The organism is Flavobacterium sp. UBA2787 (assembly GCA_002352205.1).
Classification (GTDB): domain Bacteria; phylum Bacteroidota; class Bacteroidia; order Flavobacteriales; family Flavobacteriaceae; genus Flavobacterium.
On sequence record DEHZ01000003.1, the window covers coordinates 82,190 to 102,062 of the forward strand.

At 33.7% G+C, this 19,873-nt stretch carries 17 protein-coding genes and 1 tRNA gene; 1 reads left to right on the forward strand and 17 read right to left on the reverse strand.

All coding sequences use genetic code 11. The features are described 5' to 3' along the window. Positions 1–4 precede the first annotated feature (4 nt). Genes B4N66_RS02225 through B4N66_RS02260 form a run of 8 tightly spaced genes read right to left on the reverse strand, consistent with a single transcriptional unit; the run spans position 5 to position 8,472 of the window. Positions 5–907: a dialkylrecorsinol condensing enzyme DarA gene (locus tag B4N66_RS02225; protein ID WP_291092113.1), complete on the reverse strand. Its 903-nt coding sequence runs from the start codon at positions 905–907 to the stop codon at positions 5–7. Between the two features lie 55 nt (positions 908–962). Then, positions 963–2,615, reverse strand: a complete 1,653-nt coding sequence (locus tag B4N66_RS02230) for a phytoene desaturase family protein (RefSeq protein ID WP_291092114.1) — start codon at positions 2,613–2,615, stop codon at positions 963–965. 49 nt (positions 2,616–2,664) lie between these two features. Beyond that, positions 2,665–3,549, reverse strand: a complete 885-nt coding sequence (locus B4N66_RS02235; protein WP_291092115.1) for a lipid A biosynthesis acyltransferase — start codon at positions 3,547–3,549, stop codon at positions 2,665–2,667. Between the two features lie 5 nt (positions 3,550–3,554). Further along, complete coding sequence (locus B4N66_RS02240) at positions 3,555–3,812, reverse strand: acyl carrier protein (protein ID WP_248435461.1); 258 nt, start codon at positions 3,810–3,812, stop codon at positions 3,555–3,557. Positions 3,813–3,821: 9 nt separating this feature from the next. Continuing rightward, the gene (locus B4N66_RS02245) at positions 3,822–5,042 is read right to left on the reverse strand and encodes a beta-ketoacyl-[acyl-carrier-protein] synthase family protein (protein ID WP_291092116.1); all 1,221 of its coding nucleotides are present in this window, start codon (positions 5,040–5,042) and stop codon (positions 3,822–3,824) included. Positions 5,043–5,053: 11 nt separating this feature from the next. Further along, positions 5,054–5,785, reverse strand: a complete 732-nt coding sequence (gene fabG, locus B4N66_RS02250) for a 3-oxoacyl-ACP reductase FabG (protein ID WP_291092117.1) — start codon at positions 5,783–5,785, stop codon at positions 5,054–5,056. A gap of 28 nt (positions 5,786–5,813) precedes the next feature. Beyond that, positions 5,814–6,923 carry a WG repeat-containing protein gene (locus B4N66_RS02255; protein WP_291092118.1) on the reverse strand — a complete coding sequence of 370 codons (1,110 nt, stop codon included), beginning with the start codon at positions 6,921–6,923 and terminating at the stop codon, positions 5,814–5,816. Positions 6,924–6,951: 28 nt separating this feature from the next. Then, the gene (locus tag B4N66_RS02260) at positions 6,952–8,472 is read right to left on the reverse strand and encodes an HAL/PAL/TAL family ammonia-lyase (RefSeq protein WP_291092119.1); all 1,521 of its coding nucleotides are present in this window, start codon (positions 8,470–8,472) and stop codon (positions 6,952–6,954) included. A 113-nt stretch (positions 8,473–8,585) separates the two neighbouring features. Here B4N66_RS02260 and B4N66_RS02265 point away from each other — a divergent pair, with 113 nt between their 5' ends. Further along, complete coding sequence (locus tag B4N66_RS02265; RefSeq protein ID WP_291092120.1) at positions 8,586–9,824, forward strand: NAD(P)/FAD-dependent oxidoreductase; 1,239 nt, start codon at positions 8,586–8,588, stop codon at positions 9,822–9,824. Positions 9,825–9,892: 68 nt separating this feature from the next. Here the strand turns inward: B4N66_RS02265 and B4N66_RS02270 are convergent, their stop codons facing one another. The 9 genes from B4N66_RS02270 to murG all read right to left on the reverse strand — a co-directional run bounded on the left by B4N66_RS02270 (position 9,893) and on the right by murG (position 19,872). After that, complete coding sequence (locus B4N66_RS02270; protein WP_291092121.1) at positions 9,893–10,492, reverse strand: hypothetical protein; 600 nt, start codon at positions 10,490–10,492, stop codon at positions 9,893–9,895. 34 nt (positions 10,493–10,526) lie between these two features. Continuing rightward, the gene (locus B4N66_RS02275; RefSeq protein ID WP_291092122.1) at positions 10,527–12,128 is read right to left on the reverse strand and encodes a hypothetical protein; all 1,602 of its coding nucleotides are present in this window, start codon (positions 12,126–12,128) and stop codon (positions 10,527–10,529) included. A gap of 515 nt (positions 12,129–12,643) precedes the next feature. Continuing rightward, a tRNA-Arg gene (locus B4N66_RS02280) sits at positions 12,644–12,717 on the reverse strand. Between the two features lie 37 nt (positions 12,718–12,754). Beyond that, positions 12,755–13,204, reverse strand: a complete 450-nt coding sequence (locus B4N66_RS02285) for a GatB/YqeY domain-containing protein (RefSeq protein ID WP_291092123.1) — start codon at positions 13,202–13,204, stop codon at positions 12,755–12,757. Between the two features lie 117 nt (positions 13,205–13,321). Continuing rightward, positions 13,322–15,253 (reverse strand): cell division protein FtsZ, encoded by a 1,932-nt coding sequence (gene ftsZ, locus B4N66_RS02290; protein ID WP_291092124.1) that lies wholly within the window; start codon positions 15,251–15,253, stop codon positions 13,322–13,324. Positions 15,254–15,307: 54 nt separating this feature from the next. Continuing rightward, positions 15,308–16,669, reverse strand: coding sequence for a cell division protein FtsA (ftsA, locus tag B4N66_RS02295; RefSeq protein WP_291092125.1), 1,362 nt, complete (start codon positions 16,667–16,669; stop codon positions 15,308–15,310). A 6-nt stretch (positions 16,670–16,675) separates the two neighbouring features. After that, on the reverse strand, positions 16,676–17,401 hold the full coding sequence (locus B4N66_RS02300) for a cell division protein FtsQ/DivIB (RefSeq protein ID WP_291092126.1): 726 nt from the start codon (positions 17,399–17,401) through the stop codon (positions 16,676–16,678). Then, positions 17,385–18,737: a UDP-N-acetylmuramate--L-alanine ligase gene (gene murC, locus B4N66_RS02305; protein WP_291092127.1), complete on the reverse strand. Its 1,353-nt coding sequence runs from the start codon at positions 18,735–18,737 to the stop codon at positions 17,385–17,387. The genes B4N66_RS02300 and murC overlap by 17 nt, the downstream gene beginning before the upstream one ends. Positions 18,738–18,777: 40 nt before the next feature. Further along, positions 18,778–19,872, reverse strand: a complete 1,095-nt coding sequence (murG, locus tag B4N66_RS02310; protein ID WP_291092128.1) for an undecaprenyldiphospho-muramoylpentapeptide beta-N-acetylglucosaminyltransferase — start codon at positions 19,870–19,872, stop codon at positions 18,778–18,780. Position 19,873: the final 1 nt, after the last annotated feature.

Here is a 19,873-nt window from a genome sequence, read left to right on the forward strand (position 1 = left end):
CAGATTAAACTCCTTTATAGTAAGTTTTTTCTTTCTTAATTTGGTTAGTTTTAAAAGGAATTGAAAAAAGGTGCAATATATATACAATTGGCGAAATTATCCATATCGCTATGAACAAATATAGGTTAAAGAATTTTAACCATGTTGGTCTTGAATCCGTTTTTTTTATGATAAAATTTGCCCATTTGGTAAACATTTTGTTGGCTTTTTTATCCATTTCTATTAAAAAAGGTCTAATTTCTACAGCATTATTGGCGACTAATTCATCTTGAAGAGAATCAAATTGATTAATTTTTAAATGTTTTACGATGATTTCACCAAATTTAGATGAATTAGAAATTTCTTCATCAGCCACTCCCGGTTTTGGAAAAAAACCTAAATATTTTGTTTGTTTTCCTGTAAACATCCAATGTACGATGGTGATTACACTAATATGGTTAATATGTCTGTCTACCAAAGCAATATTTCCCACTAATTTAGCATTCGTTTTTTTAAGGATATTTTTCATTTTTTCCTGAGCCATTATCCACATATTTCTTGCACCAATTACAGTAACAACCGGGGTATCTTTTATAATTTTCTGACCAAAATCACTTTTTAAAAATGAATTAATTGGAACAGAAGGTGTTAGGTACCACACCTGATAAGCCAAAATAACCAAATCATATTTTTTGCCTAAAATCTCTTGTGAAGGCTTATGAATTGGTGCCGGAATTTGCAAAAATGATTCAGGAAATGCATCAAAAAAATCAGCTTTTGGCCAAGGAAAAGGAAAAGGTTTTTCCATTTCAATGTTATAAAAAGTAACCGAAATCTCCTCGTCATTCAAGAGTGGTTTGGCTATATTTTGGGCAATTTTTTCTAATTGTCCTGATTGAGTGTAATAGATTACAATAACGTTTTTCATTACTTCATTGTTCCTTTCGTTGGTTTTTAAAGATATTAAAAAAAATAAATAAATTCTATTGAATTTTTACTTCTTTAAAAGTTCTGATTTTATCTTCTCTTTTTGCCAAGACATACTCATTCCAAGTAGAAGAATCTTCTGCATCAAAAATGGTTATCTTTTGCGATTCATCATCAATAAGAAAATCGGTTGATTTACAATTTAATATCCTTGCAGCAGCTTCCAAACCGGAATAACTTGCACCTGTTACACCGTGCGATAAAGTACTAGCTCCACACAAATAGAGATTTTCGAATTCTGTTTGATTTTTATAAGCAAAAGGACCAATTTGACGCAATGTTTTTTCAGTTCCATAAACGTTTCCTCTAGTGCTGTTGATGTAAAATTGGTTTGTTTTAGGAGTTCCCAATTCGGCTTGAACAATATTTTGTCGTACGGGCGGAATTAATTTTTCGACAGTATTTAGGAATTTTTCGATGATTTTGTTCTTGAATTCTTCGTATTCTGGTGTGTGATACTCTTCTTGGTTGAATTTCTTAAAACTGTCAAAATCAACGTACGTTACAATTTCAAAATTATGATATCTTCCATTAAAACTAACCGGATCTTTGAGTGTTGTGCAACTCATAAAAAGAGCAGGAAATTCTTCGCCTTCGGTAATGTTTCCTTTAGTAAGCACATCAAAATGTCCGTCGATGTCTTCATTTTTGAATTTCCAGATATTTCCGGAATCAATGCCAAAAATAGTAACATCAATATCTACCGTTAAAAACAAAATCAATGAAGTTACAGAATAGCGAGTTTTATCAAGTCTTTTGAGTAATTTTTCACTGCAATTTTCTTTTCCGATAAATTTTAAAAAAGTAGTCGATGGATCTGCATTTGAAATGATATTTTTAGCATAAAAACGTTTTCCATCTTGCAATTCTACACCTATTGCTTTTTTATTTTCGAGTAAAATTTTGCTGACTTTTTGCTTTGTTTTAATTACTCCTTCAAAACTTTTAATTTTGGTTGTCATGGCTTTGACTATTCCGCCGCCGCCGCCCATTGGATAATAACCTCCTTCAAAATAATGATTCATTACTGAACAATGAACAGGAAAACTGGCTCTGTTTGGAGGAAGTCCGTGATCGCCACATTGAGCATTTAAAATTGCTTTAACCATCGGATCTTTGATGTGCCAACCAATCACTCTTTTTAGTGAAAATAAAGCAAATTTTCCAAAATGTTTCGTGCGAAAAGGAACAGTTATTTTTTGCCAAAGTCCCTTTAATTTCGGGATTAACTGAAGTTCGTAATTTACTTTTTCAATTAACGAAAGGTATTCTTTGATATTTTTTGCTTCGTGCGGAAATTCAGAAGCGAGTTTATTTTTAAGATTTTCGATGCCGGCAGGATAATCAAATCGATAATCTCCAATGTGGCAATGATCATAACCCCTTTTATTCATTCTGAAAAAAATCAGGTCATTGGCAATGCCTAAACTTTTATAGAGTTGGTTGGTTGATTGACCTTCTGCTAACAAGCCAATATAATGAACTCCCGGGCTAAAACGTTGACCGTTTAAGGTAAAACTATGGCACCAACCACCGGGAACATCGTGTTGTTCTAACACTAAAACTTTCTGACCGGCTCTTGCTAAACAAAGAGCGGTAGTTAATCCGCCGGCTCCTGAACCAATAATGATTGAATCAAATTCTTCCATACACGTTGTGGGTCGTTAGCTAAAGAGAAATCTGATTAGCTATCATTATTTAGTTAGTTTTTATATCATCCCAAAAATCAAAATAATTGAACCATTGTAATGGATACTTTTTTAGCATATATTCCACGCTTTCAATGTATGTTTTGAGCAATCCTTTCTCGTCTCGGTATTTTGTATGTGCTTCTCTAGCATAAAGGTGATAATGCAGGTTATTTTCTTTCATTACATAAACAAATACCACAGGAACTTTCAATCTGGATGCGATTAAAAACGGTCCTGCCGGAAAATTTGCTTCTTTGCCAAGAATTTCTTCTGTTAAGCATTTCGTTCCTTGAAAATAACGATCGCCTGTAAAACAAATTAACTCATTGTTTGCTAAAGCATTATTAATATCAAAGATATGCGACATATCTTCTTTTACAAATATAAATTTTATGAAAGATTTTTGAGCTATACTATCCAAGTATTCTTTGATGATGGTGTGTTCTAAGTCAGTAGTAACGAGATTTATTTGACAATCTAAATCAATGTCTGCAAAAAAATGTTCGGCTATTTCAAAATTTCCGATGTGAGCACTGATAAGCACACCGCCTTTTTTTTGAGCTAAAAGATCTTTGAGCACATCAATCCCATCAAATTCGTAGGTAAATCGATGACGAAGTCCAACAGAAATAGCAGTTTTATCAATTATAGTTTGTCCAAAAGTGAAATAGCTTTTATAAACAGCAATTTTGGTTTTAAAATTTGAATATCCTAATCTATTTTTAAAGTAATAACCAATGGCCTGATTGCTTTTCTTTAGAAATAAAAAATAGTAAGAAGCTACGAAATAAAGCACAAAATATGATGCTTTGATTCCTAACTTCTTTATACAAAAAACAAAAATTTTATAACCCAGTAGTGTTCCTCTCGATTTTCCGTCCCACTTGCTCATGACGGTTATACTTTTTCTTTTACTTTAATCTTATTTTCAATTAAATCATAAAAGTTTTGAAAGGTAGCTATTCCCACAAAGTCTGCTTCACCTAGCTTTACACCAAAATTAGATTCGATTGTAACAACCAAATCAACATAATCCAAACTATCTAATCCAAGTGTGTCTTTTAAATTAGCTTCTGGAGAAATTGTATCTCCATCTACCTCAAACTCCTCTACTAAGAAACCATTGATAGTTTCAATAATATCTGCTTTATTCATTTTTTAAAATTATACTTTTTTAACTACAAGTGCTGAATTTGTTCCTCCAAATCCGAAGGAATTCGACAAAAATATATTAATTTTTGAATTTATTGTACTTTTAACAATATTTAATTTTGCAGAATCTTCATCGGGATTTTCAAAATTGATGTTTGGAGCAATAAAAGAGTGTTGCATCATGAGGATAGAATAAATTACTTCACTCGCTCCGGCCATCCAGCATTCGTGGCCTGTCATTGATTTTGTAGAACTTACAGGAGTATTATTTTCTCCAAAAATTTCAAAAATTGCTTTGGCTTCATTACCGTCTCCAACAGGAGTTGAAGTGGCGTGAGCATTGATATAATCTATTTGATCGGGTGTAACGTTTGCTTGTTCCATCGCACGTTTCATAGCTGTGGAAGGTCCATCAACATTGGGAGTTGAAATATGACCTCCATTAGAAGAAAATCCGTAACCGATTACTTCGGCAATGATTGGAGCTCCTCGTTTTACGGCCGATTCATAGCTTTCTAAAATTAAAGTTGCCCCGCCACCGCTTGGTACTAATCCATCGCGAGAAGCGTCAAATGGTCTGGATGCTTTGGATGGATTTGCTTCGTCAAGAGAAAAAACACCTAATCCATCAAAACTCGACATGGCATATTTGTTTATTTCTTGAGCTCCACCGCAAATAATGGTGTCTTGTAAACCACTTTTTATCAAATGATAACCCAATCCGATTGAATGCGAACCACTTGCACAAGCTGCACTTACGGTTAAATTGATTCCTCGTAATCTGAAAATCGTAGATAAATTCATCGTTACGGTAGAATTCATCGATTTAAAAATTGCCCCTGAACCAATTAAAGTTGTATCTTTTTTCTCTCGAATTATATCGGTTGCTTCAATGATTGCCATTGAAACACTATCGTTTCCGTAGAGAATTCCTACTTCGTTTGAGTCAAAAAAACTGTCGTCAATGTTTGCATTTCGCAACGCTTCGATGGTAGCCATGTAGGCATATTCGGTTTCTTCTCCAATGCTGATTCGTTGTCTTCGGGTGAGCAAAGCTTTCAAGTCTGGTCTTGGCACTTTTCCGGTTAAGGCAGAACGAAATCCAAAATCTTTTCTTTCTTGGTCAAAAACAATTCCTGATTTACCTTCATAGAGTGATTGTTTCACCTCGTCTAACGAAGTTCCAATGCAGGAATAAATTCCCATTCCGGTAATAACTACTCTTCTATCCATTCTTATTTTAGTTAAGAATATATCCCACCATTAATATTAATTACTTCCCCTGTAATGTATCCTGCTTTTTTGGAAACTAAAAAACTCACTAAATCGGCCACTTCTTCTGCTTCACCGAAACGATTGGCTGGAACTAGTTTTATTAATTCACTTTCATCAAGCGAACTAGTCATGTCTGTACGGATGAATCCAGGAGCTACTGCGTTTACGGTGATATTTCGTTTAGCAACTTCTTGAGCCAATGCTTTTGTAGCTGCAACGATTGCACCTTTTGCTGCAGAATAATTGGTTTGACCGGCAGTTCCTTTTACACCGGAAACTGATGCCATATTTACAATTCGACCATATTTATTACGAAGCATTTTTTGGATAAAGAAGTTTGTAACATTGAAAAAACCGTTCAAACTAGTATTTACCACATTGCTCCAATCGTCGTGTGTCATCCACATAAAAAGACCATCTTTTGTGATTCCGGCATTGTTTACGATAACTTCTACGATAGCTTCAGGATTTTTTTCCTGCCAATCTGATAAAGCAGCGGTAACTGCTTGAGCATCGGAAACATTAAATTGAATAATTTCTCCGGTTGCTCCTTTGTTGATTACTTCCTGAAGCGTTTTTTCGGCAGCTTCTTTATTACTTTGGTAATTGATAAGGATGTGGTAATTACTTTCTTCGGCTAATTTTTGACAAATAGCACTCCCAATTCCTCTTGAACCACCGGTTATTAATGCACACTTCATACTATAATTATACTTTTTTATTCTTATTTTATTTTTGAAAAAGTTCGGCGTTATCAAAATATTGATTTCCTAAAATTGAACCATCCGGTTTAAGAAAACACCATTTTTTGTTTGCTTTTACCCGTGCCAAACCGTTTACGAATCCCTTGTCTTCACTATTAAACATACTAAATCCAACGGCAGTAATTTGATAATTTGTTGGAATTACTAATTTTCCATTTGCATCAATAAAACCCCAATCTTTTGATTTTACGGCCGCTAAACCATCGGCAGAAAAAACTTCGGCATCATCATACATCGGTAGAACAACAAACTCACCTTTGGTATTGATATAACCCCATTTTTTCCCTTCTAAAACAGGAGCTAATGATTTAGAAAAAGCCCTTACTTTCTCAAATTTTGGTTCGATTGCCCAATTGCCATTTAAATCGATAAAGCCCATTTTTTTATTTTTTCTGGCATAGGTTAAATCTTCTGAATGGAAATCCCAAATTTTATCGGCTCCTTCCACTTGTTTGAATGCATTTGCTTTTACTAATCCAAACGCTTCGCCTTTTCTGGCCCAAGTTGTATTTTTATAATAATTCCCAATTTCATCATATTCTGTATTCACAACTTCTTTTCCGGATTTATCAATAATTCCCCATTTGTCGTTGTTTTTCACACGTGCGTAGTTTCCTTCAAAAGATTTAATCACTTGGTATTTTGGTTGTAAAATCACTTCTCCTTTTGGATTAATCAAACCTATATTTTCTCCTTGACGAATGAATGCTACTCCATCTTCAAAATCATATAATTTTTCGGATACCGGCATTTGCATTTCTTTTCCGGTTTTATCGATGTAGAACCATCTTTTTTCTTTTTCAACCAAACACAAACCACTGTTAAAATACTTTACTTTTGTGAAAGTAGCCGGAATTACCCAATCTCCTTTTGAATTGATAAATCCCCAATTCCCGTTGTCTAAAGCGGCAGCCAATCCATCTGAAAAATTTTTGGCGTCTTTAAATTTTGGTAATATAGCATATTCTCCGGTTTTGGAAATATAACCGAATTTGTCACCTTGTTTTACTAAGGCAAATTCTTGTGCTGTTACGAACTGAACAAACAACACTACTAAAAGAGTAAGCTTTTTCATGTTTATAAATGTTTTGGTTAGTACTAACTTATATTGACATTAAATATTCTTTCACTTTTTGAATGTACGGATACATCACTTGATCTTCCTTGAATTCCGGTATAATTGAACGCACATCATCATATAATTTCTTTGTAATTGAAGAAACTTTATCATCATATCCTAACGCATCAATAGCTTGAACAATCGTTATTGTTTCGATGGCTAACACTTCAAATGCATTTTCAATTACTTTGCCAGTAATCACTGCTGCATTGGTTCCCATACTAACAATATCCTGATTATCATTATTATTAGGAATACTGTGCACATACATTGGATTAGACAACATTTGGTTTTCTGCTGTTGTTGATGTGGCTGTAAATTGAACTCCCTGCATTCCGAAATTGAAGCCTAAGGTACCTAAATTTACGAAAGGAGGCAAAATTTCGTTTAATTTTGAATTCAAAAGATAATTTAATTGTCTCTCAGATAACATGGTTAATTTTGTGATTACCAATTTCAACTTGTCCATTTCAAGTGAAATATAGTCGCCATGAAAATTACCACCATGATAAACGTGTTTGTTTTTTACATCAACAATCGGGTTGTCGTTGGCAGAATTTATTTCTTTTTCTAACACCGAAGCTACTGATTTTACAGTATCTAAAACCGGACCTAAAATTTGCGGCACACAACGTAATGAATAATATTCTTGTACTTTTTCTTTAAAAACATCTTCATTATTTTCACCCGAATACAAATGATCTTCTCTTTTTCGGATGAGCTGGCTATCGTTTAGATTATTTCGCATTATTTTGGCGATTTCCTGTTGACCAAAATGAAGTTTAGTTTCATTTAATTCAGCAGACAAATGATCGTCATACGCAGAAACAATTTCATTAATGGCACACGAACATTTTACAGCCCAATCGATTAATTTTTGAGCATGAAAAACATTTACAACGCCAATTCCTGTCATCACCGAAGTTCCGTTCATTAAAGCTAAACCTTCACGGATTTCAACTTGAATAGGTTGAAGATTTTCAATTTTAAAAACCTCTTGCGTTGCCATTCTTTCACCTTTGTAAAACACTTCACCTTCACCAATTAAAACCAAAGCTAAATGAGCTAGTTGTACTAAATCTCCACTGGCTCCTACCCCACCATGTTCAAAAATTAAGGGTGTAATATCGCGGTTTATAAATTCTTTCATTAAATGAATAACCGATGGATGAACACCTGAATTCCCTAATGAAAGTGTATTTAGTCTGGCTAAAATAGCTGATTTTACAAAGAATGGATTTAATGGTTTTCCCGTTCCTGAGGAATGGCTTCTAATCAAATTATATTGTAATTGAATTTGATCTTCTTTTTTAATACGGTATTGAGCCATTGGACCAAAGCCAGTATTTACGCCATAAATCACTTTATTTTGAGCAAACTCTTTTAAAAAACTATAACTTTCTTTTACTCTTTCTAAAACTTTATCACTTATTTCTGCTTTATCATTTTTAAAAACGATTGACACAAATTGTTCCAAGTCTAAATACTCTCCAATGACACTCATTATAGTTATTTTTGTTTACTAATTTTTTTATGAATTTATTTTTAATTTAATGGGAATGTAATTACATTTGAACGGCAAAGATACTATATTCTAAAATACAAAAAAAAGAAATAATGACAACAGAATCAGTGGATGTTTTGGTAATTGGAGCTGGACCATCCGGGTGTGTTTCAGCATCTTATTTACACAATAATGGTGTTTCGGTAAAAGTTGTTGAAAAAACAAAATTTCCTCGACTTGTTGTTGGTGAGAGTTTGATTCCCAGAGTAATGGATCATTTTGATGAAGTTGGATTATTTCCTGCACTCGATGCCATGAATTTTGAGAAGAAATTAGGAGCTCGATTTATTCGTGGTGAAGAAATTTGTGTGTTTGATTTTAGTGATAAGTATTCCGAAGGTTGGGATTGGACATGGCAAGTGCCCAGAGCTGATTTTGACAATACATTGGCACAAGAAGTTATTAAAAAAGGTGTTGATCTAGAGTTTGAAAGTGAGGTAATCTCTTTATCTTTTGAAGGAAAAAATTCAACAACCGTTATAAAAGATAAAGACGGAAATTTAAAAGAAATAAAAGCAAAATTCATTATTGATTCAAGTGGTTACGGAAGGGTTTTGCCTCGATTGTTGGATCTGGATACTCCGTCGAAATTAGACCCTCATTCGTCTATTTTTACCCATGTGAAAGATGTGAATCGTCCGGAAGGCGAAGAAGGAACGTTGATTTCTTTTGATATTTTAGAAACAGAAGTTTGGTTATGGGTGATTCCGTTTTCGAATGGAAACACAAGTCTTGGTGTGGTTGGACCAACAACTTTTATCAATTCTTTATCAGATAAAAATAATGCTGAAGCATTGCGTAATGCCATTCAATTGTCTGATTATTACATCAAGCGTTTTGGTAATGTAGATTTTTTATTTGATCCCGTGAAGTTAGAAAACTATTCCCGTTCGGTAAAAAAAATGTATGGAGATGGTTTTGCATTAACAGGCAACAGTTCAGAATTTTTAGATCCGGTTTTCTCTTCCGGTGTTGCTTTTGCAACCGAATCAGGAATTTTGGCCGCCAAATTAATTCACAAAGAATTTAAAGGAGAAACCGTAGATTGGGAAACTGAATTTACCGGATATATGAAAAGTGGAATTGGTGTGTTTACCACTTATGTAAAAGAATGGTACACTGGTAATTTGCAAACTTTATTCTTCCATCAACCGGAAAATCCGGATGTGAAAAGAAAAATTTGTGCAGTTTTGGCCGGATATGTTTGGGATGAAAGCAATCCATTTGTTAAAAAGCATGACAATGTGATTAAAAATATGGCTCACATGATTAATATGGAGAAAGAAACTTAGAAGAATTTTATAAAACTAAAAAAGCCGTTGAAACAAAAATTTCAACGGCTTTTTCTTTTAGAATGCTATTACTTCTTTGTATGCTTTTTAATTCCTGCAGCTAATTCTTTTGCTAATTTTGCATATCCTTCAGAAATTCTGTAACCTGAGTTAAAGTCATATCCCATTGCTCCTTCACCGTGTGTTTTTTCATATTGAACTGAAACCAAAACATTGGAAGGATTTGCTGTTTCATAAACTGTAACAATTGCTGTAACATAAGCATCTCTTCGCACTACTCCAACATTAAATCCGGGAGAAATCCAAACTGTTTTAACACTCATGGTATATTTTGCACTCGACAAACCTTTTGCTACTTTAATCTCACCATCATCAAATCTTTTATTGAAAGATTCGATAAATTTTGGTTCATATCTTTCCTCTCTGTCGGCGAACCAAGACTTTCTAAATTCCTCATCAGTTCCTTTTTCTTCTCTTTTTTTCATTTTATCTGCCAAAAACTCTTCTTCTGTTTTGAATTTATCGACTTTGATATCTTTGTAATCAAACTCTAAATTGTATTCAGAAATTCCTTTTAGGCTTTTAAAATCACCCGATAAAACTTTAACTTTCTGTGCACTCACTGCACAAGAAATTAAAAAAATTGCAAAAAATACTACTTTTTTCATTGTTTATTTATTTTAGATTAAACATATTTATAGATTAATTCAATTCTACTTTAATCATTACATCTTCTTTATTCTTTTTATATGCTTCAAACATAAAAGCATTTTCAGAAACTTTGAAAACCCGGTTTGTTGAAAATTGATGTAATTTAAAATCTTCAACTTCTCTTGCATTTAATATTGATCCTTTTTTTAAAGTCCCATCAGAATCAGCAATTTTAACTGCCGTTAAATACCCTCCTTTTCCGTCCATATGTCTTTCAGGTGCCTTGTCTGTTGCAATTTCAATGTTTTTGATATTATCTAAAAACACAAGGTAATGATTGTTATTGGCAAAGAAATATTTATAAGACATTCCGGACTGACCTTGGGTTCCATATTGATTTTTTGGGATTTTTTTCATCCAATCTAATCCTCCTGCTTTATTAATTTTAGCAGCGAAGATATCTTGATAAAAATACCTGTAATATGTGTTTCCCTTTGAATTTGTGTAAGCAATAACAAAATCTTGTTCTCCAATCAAAACAACATTACCTTCTTTATCTACATTTAGATTTTTAAGTTTTAGGTCTTTAAATTTAGCTTCTTCTCCTTTTTCCTCTTTTTTCTCATTCTTTTTTACTGTTTTCTTGCTTTCAAACATATTTAAAAGTTCCAATGGAATATCATGATAAACTTCATCATATATCCCTCCAGTATTATTTATTTTAAAACTCATAATCCCATCCGAGTCATTTCTTTCTCCTTTTCCATTACTATAAAACCCACCACAAACTAAGAAATTATTTGGTGTATCAAAGATCCATAGTTTATTAATGAATTTTTCTTTATTTTCAAATTTAGTAATCTCAATTTTAGAAGTTCCTGCTTTAACAAAAAATAATTCTATGTGATAATTTGCTTCTTCGTCTTTCTTTTTCTTTTTATCCTTATTACTATCATCATGAAAGACTTTTGTAAGCAAATATAAATTCCCATCATTATCAAGATGATAATCTAAATTATCCATTCTTCTTTCGGTATATGGCATTTTCAATTCATTTCCAGAAGTTTTTACTAAATTTTCATCAAATGACATTAAACCAATTATATCATAACTATTAACGTCTCTTTTAACTTCTGGTTTCTTTCTATATTTAATCAAGATATTTTTTTTATCATGAGATAGTAAAAAAGGAAATTTGTCTTGTACAGAGAAACCCATTGATGTTCCTGTAACTTTACCTTTTACGTCAAACAACATTTTTGAAGAACCCACAAATTCTCCTTTTTCAAAATCTATTTCATTATAAAACAACTGCTCCTTTTCATTGTCACCATCCCATGAAGAATAGAAAAAATAAAATTTATTATTAATTTCAAGTATATCTTCAACTACAAAATTCTTAGGAAATTTCTTTTCATATAATTCTTCTTTTGCAAACGAAGGTTGATCTGTATTAAATTTTTGAATCAGCACCTCATCTTTATGTATTTTAACAGTCATTGCCTGATTACCTTTTGCAAAATAAAATTTCTTTGCAGCATCAAATACTTTATATGGCTGACTAACTTTATATGAATAATCCGCAGAAAGTTTCTTTTGTGAATAACTCAACATTGAGATAGTAATACAAAAAACAAGCAATAATTTTTTCATGAATAATGATTTACGTGGTTATTTAATTGAATTATTAAGAATTAATTGCATAAATACATTATTTAGTTGAATTATTGTGAATTTTATATGGAATATTTTCATAGATACAAATGAACTTTTTTTAATAAATTGAAAAACAATTACTTACACGAAAAAAGTTGTTCAATTTATTTGGCATGAAAGAAAAAAATATTGAGCTAATAAAAAACATGTTCTTTGATTTAGGATGGGATGTATTTTTTCTCCTTGTATAAAAACATAATTGACTTTGTCTTTTCTGACAAATCTCATCTTTGAGTACAACTAATAAGAGATATATGTTTAAATGAAGATACGAATCAGGATTGACTTCGTCCATCCTGACAAAGCTTCGCTTTGAGAATATAACCAATAAAAAAATACGCTCAAGTGAACGCACAAATCAGGATTGACTTCGTCCATCCTGACAAAGCTCCGCTTTGAAAAACCAATAGGATGAATAAAATNNATTTTATTCATCCTATTGGTTTTATTCGTGACCTCGACAGGATTCAAACCTGTAACCCTCAGAGCCGAAATCTGATATTCTATTCAGTTGAACTACGAGGCCGTTTTATTTTGAGAGTGCGAATCTACAATAATTTATTTTATGCTAAAAGCTTTTTTACAATTGTTGAAATTGTTTTTCCGTCTGCACTTCCTGCCAATTGTTTAGAGGCTATTCCCATTAATTGACCCATAGAAGCCATTCCTGAAAATCCGTTTTCTGTAATGATTTGAGCAACAACAGCTTCCACTTCTGCTTCAGTTAGTTGTTTTGGCAAAAACTTTTCAATAATAGCTGCTTGTTGAACTTCTGGGTCTGCCAAATCTGGTCTGCCTTGCTCTACATAAATTGCTGCACTGTCTTTGCGTTGTTTTACCAATCTTTGCAAAAGTTTAATTTCATCTTCCTGAGACAATTCATCTTTTGCACCACCTTCTGTTAATGCTAACAAAATAGCTGATTTTACGGCACGTAATGATTCTAACGCAATTGTATCTTTGGCACGCATAGCGTTTTTAATTTCTTCATTGATTTGGCTTTGTAAACTCATATCTGTCTATTTTTAAATTATCCTTTAAAATTAATTCTTAACGGCCTGCAAAGATAAAAAAAATAACCCGAAAATCATGTTCTGATTTTCGGGCTAAAAAGGATTTGTTTGAGTTAGTTAATCCACATTATCGTGCAGAAAAGAATTATTTGACCTCAATTGAGTATCATTATTACTATCTGTTCCCAACGATGTTCTGGATTGATTATTTAAAGGTGAATTTGTTGGTAAATCCACTCCCATTCTTTTGTAAGCCGGCACTTTTTCCATCTCATCTAAACGAGAAGAATTGTTGTGAAACTTATAATTGAATTCTTTTAATTTTTTTCTTCTTTCATCGGCACGCATTTTTAACGTTTCTTCGATGGTTAATTCTGCTGTTGGATTGATTTCATCAAATGAAGGTGTGAATGCTGAAGGTGTTTCCACTTTTTTCATCGTAATATTCATTTCTTCATTGATTGGTTCTTCTACCACATTTACAACTGGTTTAGAATTCAACAACTCGGATTCAATTTCCATATATTCCTCTAAAGAATAGCGTACAACTCCGGTTTCATTCACTTCAGTCATTGGAATAACCTGCTTTGGTTCATTCACAATAATTTCGTTTGTCGCAATCGGGTCAAGTTCAAAAAGAACTGTTTTTTCTTCTTCTGCTTCAACCGTTTTATCAATTGATAAATCAAAAGACAAGGTTACTTGTTCTTTTTCAACAATCACAAATTCAGGTTCTTTTACGATAATTTCACGAACTTCCGGTGTTGTAGCAAACAAATGGTTTTCTGAAAAAGGTGAAACGATTTCATACGCAACATCTATATTTCTGATTAAATCGGTTGTTTGAATTAGTTCTGAAACCATTTTAGGTTCTACCACTTCCATTTCATCAATTAATTCAAAAACAATTTTGTCTTCTGTTGAAGCTTTTGGTGTTTCTTTTTCAATGGCAACATCTAAAATCGGAGCCACAATTTTTTGACTCAAGTCGATCGTATTGGTTTGATTCTCTTCTAACGAATGAATTATTTTTTTAGGCTCAGCATTCACGATCTCTTTTTGCTGTTCCACATTAAAACCCGTAGCAATAATGGTTACTGCGATAGAATCTCCTAACGAATCATCTTCACCAACTCCCATGATGATATTGGCATTATGACCTGCTTCGTTTTGAATGTGGTCGTTAATTTCACCAATTTCATCAATCGTAATTTCGGTTGAACCGGAAACGATAAGCAACAATACGTTTTTGGCTCCTGTAATTTTATTGTCATTTAATAACGGTGAATCTAACGCAGAAACAATAGCATCTTTGGCTCTGTTTTCGCCTTCTGCAATAGAAGAACCCATGATAGCTGTTCCGCTGTTTGACAACACAGTTTTAGCATCTTTTAAATCGATGTTTTGCGTGTAGTGGTGCGTAATAACTTCTGCAATTCCGCGAGAAGCAGTAGCTAACACTTCATCTGCTTTCGAAAATCCGGCTTTAAAACCAAGATTCCCATATACTTCTCTTAATTTATTATTGTTGATAACGATAAGTGAATCAACTTGCTTACGCAAACGTTCTACACCGGACATAGCTTGTTCGGAGCGAACTTTACCCTCAAATTGAAATGGAATCGTTACAATTCCTACTGTTAAAATATCCTTTTCTTTGGCCATTTGAGCAATTACAGGAGCTGCACCAGTTCCGGTTCCACCACCCATTCCTGCGGTAATGAAAATCATTTTGGTGTTGCTATCCAATAATTTATCAATGTCTTCCATACTTTCTAAGGCAGACTGTTGACCTACTTCCGGGTTTGCACCGGCACCTAATCCTTCTGTCAGGTTTACACCTAACTGGATTTTATTAGGCACAGGGCTATTTTGAAGTGCTTGTGAGTCGGTGTTACAAACCACAAAATCTACTCCTTTAATCCCTTGTTTAAACATGTGGTTGATAGCGTTGCTTCCGCCTCCACCTACACCAATTACTTTAATTACATTTGATTGATTTTTAGGTAAATCAAATGAAATGTTTCCAAAATCTGAGTTGCTTGTCATACTACTTGGTTTTTCTAATTCATTCTAAATTTCTTAATCGTGCAGAACTAGGTTCTATTCTGCATTATCTAAAAATTCTTTTATCTTCTCTACATATTTATCAAAGAAAGAACGTTTGATTTTATTCTCTGTACTTTCATTTTTTGGTTCTGCTGCTTTTGGGGTTTCGGCAACAGACTCAATTTTTGGTTCTTCAACGGTTACTCCTTTTGGAATTGATTGTTCCATTTCTGACATCAAAATGGCACTTTTGGTGTTGTTGTTGATGCTATTCATCATTAATCCCACCGCGGTAGCATATAACGGACTTGACATTTCTTCATCGGAATTTCCGGCTAAATGTTCATTTGGATAACCGATTCTGGTGTCCATTCCGGTGATATATTCTACTAATTGTTTGATGTGTTTTAATTGCGAACCTCCTCCTGTTAAAACAATTCCGGCAATCAATTTCTTTTTTGGATCATCACATCCATACGATTTAATTTCATCAAAAACTTGCTCAATAATTTCAACCACACGAGCGTTAATTATTTTTGAAAGATTTTTAAGTGAAATTTCTTTTGGTTCACGACCTCTCAATCCAGGAATAGAAACAATTTCATTGTCTTTGTTTTCTCCCGGCCAAGCTGATCCGAATTTTACTTTTAGCAATTCAGCTTGTTTTTCGATGATTGAACATCCTTCTTTGATATCATCGGTAATCACATTTCCTCCGAAAGGAATTACAGCTGTGTGACGAATTATTCCGTCTTTAAAAATAGCTAAATCGGTTGTTCCACCACCAATATCAATTAATGCTACACCGGCTTCTTTTTCTTCTTGACTTAAAACTGCATCAGACGAAGCAAGTGGTTCCAAGGTTAAGCCCGACAATTCAATTCCGGCACTTTGAATGCATCGGCCCACGTTTCTGATGGAAGCGGCATGACCAACAACCACATGAAAACTACTTTCTAACCTTCCGCCATACATTCCGATAGGTTCTTTGATTTCTGCTTGACCGTCGATTTTGAATTCTTGTGGCAACACATGAATAATTTCTTCACCGGGCAACATAGCCAATTTGTGCACTTGATTAATCAATTGCTCAATGTCTTTGTCGCAAATTACTTCTTCGGGATTACTACGGCTGATGTAGTCGCTATGTTGAATGCTACGGATATGTTGACCCGCAATTCCCACCACCACATCTTTGATCATGTAGCCCGAATTTTCTTCTGCTTCTGCAATAGCCGTTTGAATAGACTGAATAGTTTGCGTAATATTGTTAACCACTCCTCTGTGAACACCCAAACTTTTGGATTTTCCCACACCTAAGATTTCGAGTTTGCCATACTCGTTTTTACGACCAATCATGGCCACAATTTTTGTGGTACCAATGTCTAAACCTACTGCGATGTTTTCATTTTTCATGTGCTTCTATTTTGTGCAAACTACTTGTTGCGTGAACTTCAGATTAATTAGTTGGTAACCATGTATGGAACTATCTTGAACTGCTTTTTGAAAAAAGGCTTTGTAATTCCTAAATTTCTTTTCCATGTTGATGGTTTTTCCAAAATCAATATCATAATCAAAATTTCTGTTCTTCATTTTCAAGCTACCCGAGGGCAAAACTTGAATACCAATGATATTTTTTTTCAAAAACTCATCGTCATGAATCATTCGAAATAATTCGTTTAAATCGTCTCTGTTTTTGTCGTTTATCCCCCCCGAAACAAGCGGAACACGAGCAGTGTGAATAGCTGACAATGGCATTTTAGTTCCTTTATAATCAATATAATACGAACCATTCCTTTCAAATATTCTAGCAACTGGTGTCTTCTGCTTGACAACTGCTTTTAAATGACCATCTACACTCACGAAGACTTCTGCTTTTTCAACCATGTCGTGTTGATTGATGGTATTTTCCAAATCATTCAAATCTAACGTAACTTTCCGTATACTGGAAGCATCTTTTTTATTTTCTATTAACAATTTATTAACCGTTTCATGTGTTACAAAAAGTTGCTCGCCATCTTGAAATTCAACAGTTGCATTTTGCAATTTTCTGTTCTCATTTCTTTTGGATGTAAATGAATACAAAAAAGCCAAAAGCATGACCATCAGCACTAAACGCAAATTTGTCCAGTTAAAATACTTTTTCATTTAATCGCTCTTTTATCGGTTTAACTAATTCGCCAATATCACCTGCTCCGATGGTTACAATTACGGTTGCATCTGAGGCTAAAACTGCTTCTATTAAATTATTTTTTGTTACTAATTTTTTGGTTGGATTATCGATTTTAGACAATAGCCATTGTGAGGTAATTCCTTCCATGGGAAGTTCTCTTGCCGGATAAATATCTAACAAAATAATTTCATCAAATTGAGAAAGACTTTTAGCAAAATCATCTGCAAAATCTTTCGTTCTACTGAACAAATGCGGTTGAAAAACAGCCAACACTTTTTGTTGGGGATACAATTCACTAACGGCTTGGTGAACCGCATTTATTTCAGTAGGATGATGTGCATAATCATCAATAAAAACCAATTTTTCTGTTTTAATTTGATAGGAAAACCTACGTTTAATTCCGTTGAATGTGCTCAAAGCTCTGGCAATACCGTCGGTTGGGGATCCATATGTTTTTGCCATTGCCAAAGCCATGAGAGCATTCATTAAATTGTGTCTTCCCGGCAAATTGAAATGTATATTTTTAATTGTTTCGGATGGTGTTTTTACATCAAAAACATAAGCACTATTTTCTATTCTGATGTTGAAAGCGGTAAAATCGGCCTCCTCTTCAATGGCAATTTTCATTCCTTTGAGTGGTAAACTTTTTGGAGTGAAAAGCAATTTTTTATCTTCCACTTTATCAGCAAATTCTACAAATGTTGCTTCAATAGCATCCGAATTTCCATAAATATCCAGATGATCGGCATCCATTGAGGTTATGCATGCCATGTTTGGATGAAGGTGAAGAAAAGAACGATCAAATTCATCGGCTTCCACCACAGTTACTGTTTTTCCGTTTCCGATTAGGTTGGAATTATAATTTTCTACAATTCCGCCTAAAAATGCGGTTACATCGACGCCACATTCATACAAAACATGTCCTAAAATACTGGAAGTTGTTGTTTTTCCGTGTGTTCCTGCAACAGCAAAACAATAGGTGTCTTTGGTAATGATTCCTAACACTTCTGCTCTTTTTTTTATGACATAGCCTTTTTCTTTGAAAAAATTCCATTCGCTATGCGAAGTCGGAACAGCTGGTGTGATAATAACCAATGTGTTTTCCTTATCAAAACTTGATGGAATTTTATCAATAGTATCATCAAAATGAATCTGCATTCCAATCGCTTCCAATTCTTTGGTAAGTTCGGTTTCGGTTTTATCGTAGCCGGCAATTTCTTTTCCTAAAAAGCTGAAATAGCGGGCAAGAGCACTCATTCCGATTCCTCCGATTCCTATGAAATAAACGTTATGGATTTGATTTAGATTCATATTTTTTTTGCCACAAAGGCTAAAGGACATAAAGTCTTCTTTATTTTTTTATTAGTTTATTAATTTCTTTAACGATGTCTTGTGTTGCATTGGGTTTAGCCAATTTCCTGATTTGATTTCCTAATTCTATTTGATGATTTTCATCGTCAATTAGATGAGAAAAAACAGGTTGAAATTTTCCGTCTAACTCACTTTCTTTTAACAAAATTGCTCCGTTTTTATCTACAATTGCTTTTGCATTTTTGGTCTGATGATCCTCTGCTACGTTGGGAGACGGAATGAAAATGACCGGTTTGCCCACTAAACAAAGTTCTGAAACAGAGGAAGCTCCAGCACGGGAAATAATGATATCTGCCGCAGCATAAGCCAAATCCATTCTGTCAACAAACGATACAACTTTCACATTGGGCTTTTCATTAAAATGACTGTATTCGTCAAAATAAAGTTTACCACACTGCCAAATCACTTGTATATTCTGATTAGTTATAAAATCCAATTCTTTTGCAATAAGCTGATTGATTCTTCTTGAGCCTAAACTTCCTCCTAAAACCAACAATGTCTTTTTTGTTGCATCCAAAGCGAAGTAAGTCAACGCATCCAGTCGTTTATTATCAATAGAAAGCAAATCTTCGCGAACAGGATTTCCTGTTAATTTTATTTTATTTTTTGGAAAAAAGCGTTCTAAATTATCATACGCCACACAAATCACAGAGGCTCTTTTGCTTAAAATTTTATTGGTAATTCCGGGGAAAGAGTTTTGCTCTTGCACCACAATTGGAATATTCATTACAGCCGCAGCACGCAATAAAGGACCTGAGGCAAAACCTCCTGTTCCGATAACTACATCCGGTTTGAATGCTTTTATGATTCGTCTTGATTTTATTAAACTATCAATGACTTTTACCGGAAACATTAAGTTCTGTAAAGTTAATTTTCGTTGTAAACCCGCAATCCACAACCCTTTTATTGGATATCCGGCTTGTGGCACTTTTTGCATTTCCATTTTATCTTTTGCACCGACAAACAAAATTTCGCAATCGGGAAATTGAGCTTTCAATTCATTGGCAATAGCAATCGCCGGGTAGATATGTCCACCGGTTCCGCCACCACTTAATATGAATTTAAAACTGCTCATC

Coding starts and splice junctions, on each gene's coding strand:
- B4N66_RS02225 (WP_291092113.1), bottom strand. CDS start 907: ATGAAAAACGTTATTGTAATCTATTACACTCAATCAGGACAATTAGAA.
- B4N66_RS02230 (WP_291092114.1), bottom strand. CDS start 2,615: ATGGAAGAATTTGATTCAATCATTATTGGTTCAGGAGCCGGCGGATTA.
- B4N66_RS02235 (WP_291092115.1), bottom strand. CDS start 3,549: ATGAGCAAGTGGGACGGAAAATCGAGAGGAACACTACTGGGTTATAAA.
- B4N66_RS02240 (WP_248435461.1), bottom strand. CDS start 3,812: ATGAATAAAGCAGATATTATTGAAACTATCAATGGTTTCTTAGTAGAG.
- B4N66_RS02245 (WP_291092116.1), bottom strand. CDS start 5,042: ATGGATAGAAGAGTAGTTATTACCGGAATGGGAATTTATTCCTGCATT.
- fabG (WP_291092117.1), bottom strand. CDS start 5,785: ATGAAGTGTGCATTAATAACCGGTGGTTCAAGAGGAATTGGGAGTGCT.
- B4N66_RS02255 (WP_291092118.1), bottom strand. CDS start 6,923: ATGAAAAAGCTTACTCTTTTAGTAGTGTTGTTTGTTCAGTTCGTAACA.
- B4N66_RS02260 (WP_291092119.1), bottom strand. CDS start 8,472: ATGAGTGTCATTGGAGAGTATTTAGACTTGGAACAATTTGTGTCAATC.
- B4N66_RS02265 (WP_291092120.1), top strand. CDS start 8,586: ATGACAACAGAATCAGTGGATGTTTTGGTAATTGGAGCTGGACCATCC.
- B4N66_RS02270 (WP_291092121.1), bottom strand. CDS start 10,492: ATGAAAAAAGTAGTATTTTTTGCAATTTTTTTAATTTCTTGTGCAGTG.
- B4N66_RS02275 (WP_291092122.1), bottom strand. CDS start 12,128: ATGAAAAAATTATTGCTTGTTTTTTGTATTACTATCTCAATGTTGAGT.
- B4N66_RS02285 (WP_291092123.1), bottom strand. CDS start 13,204: ATGAGTTTACAAAGCCAAATCAATGAAGAAATTAAAAACGCTATGCGT.
- ftsZ (WP_291092124.1), bottom strand. CDS start 15,253: ATGACAAGCAACTCAGATTTTGGAAACATTTCATTTGATTTACCTAAA.
- ftsA (WP_291092125.1), bottom strand. CDS start 16,669: ATGAAAAATGAAAACATCGCAGTAGGTTTAGACATTGGTACCACAAAA.
- B4N66_RS02300 (WP_291092126.1), bottom strand. CDS start 17,401: ATGAAAAAGTATTTTAACTGGACAAATTTGCGTTTAGTGCTGATGGTC.
- murC (WP_291092127.1), bottom strand. CDS start 18,737: ATGAATCTAAATCAAATCCATAACGTTTATTTCATAGGAATCGGAGGA.
- murG (WP_291092128.1), bottom strand. CDS start 19,872: ATGAGCAGTTTTAAATTCATATTAAGTGGTGGCGGAACCGGTGGACAT.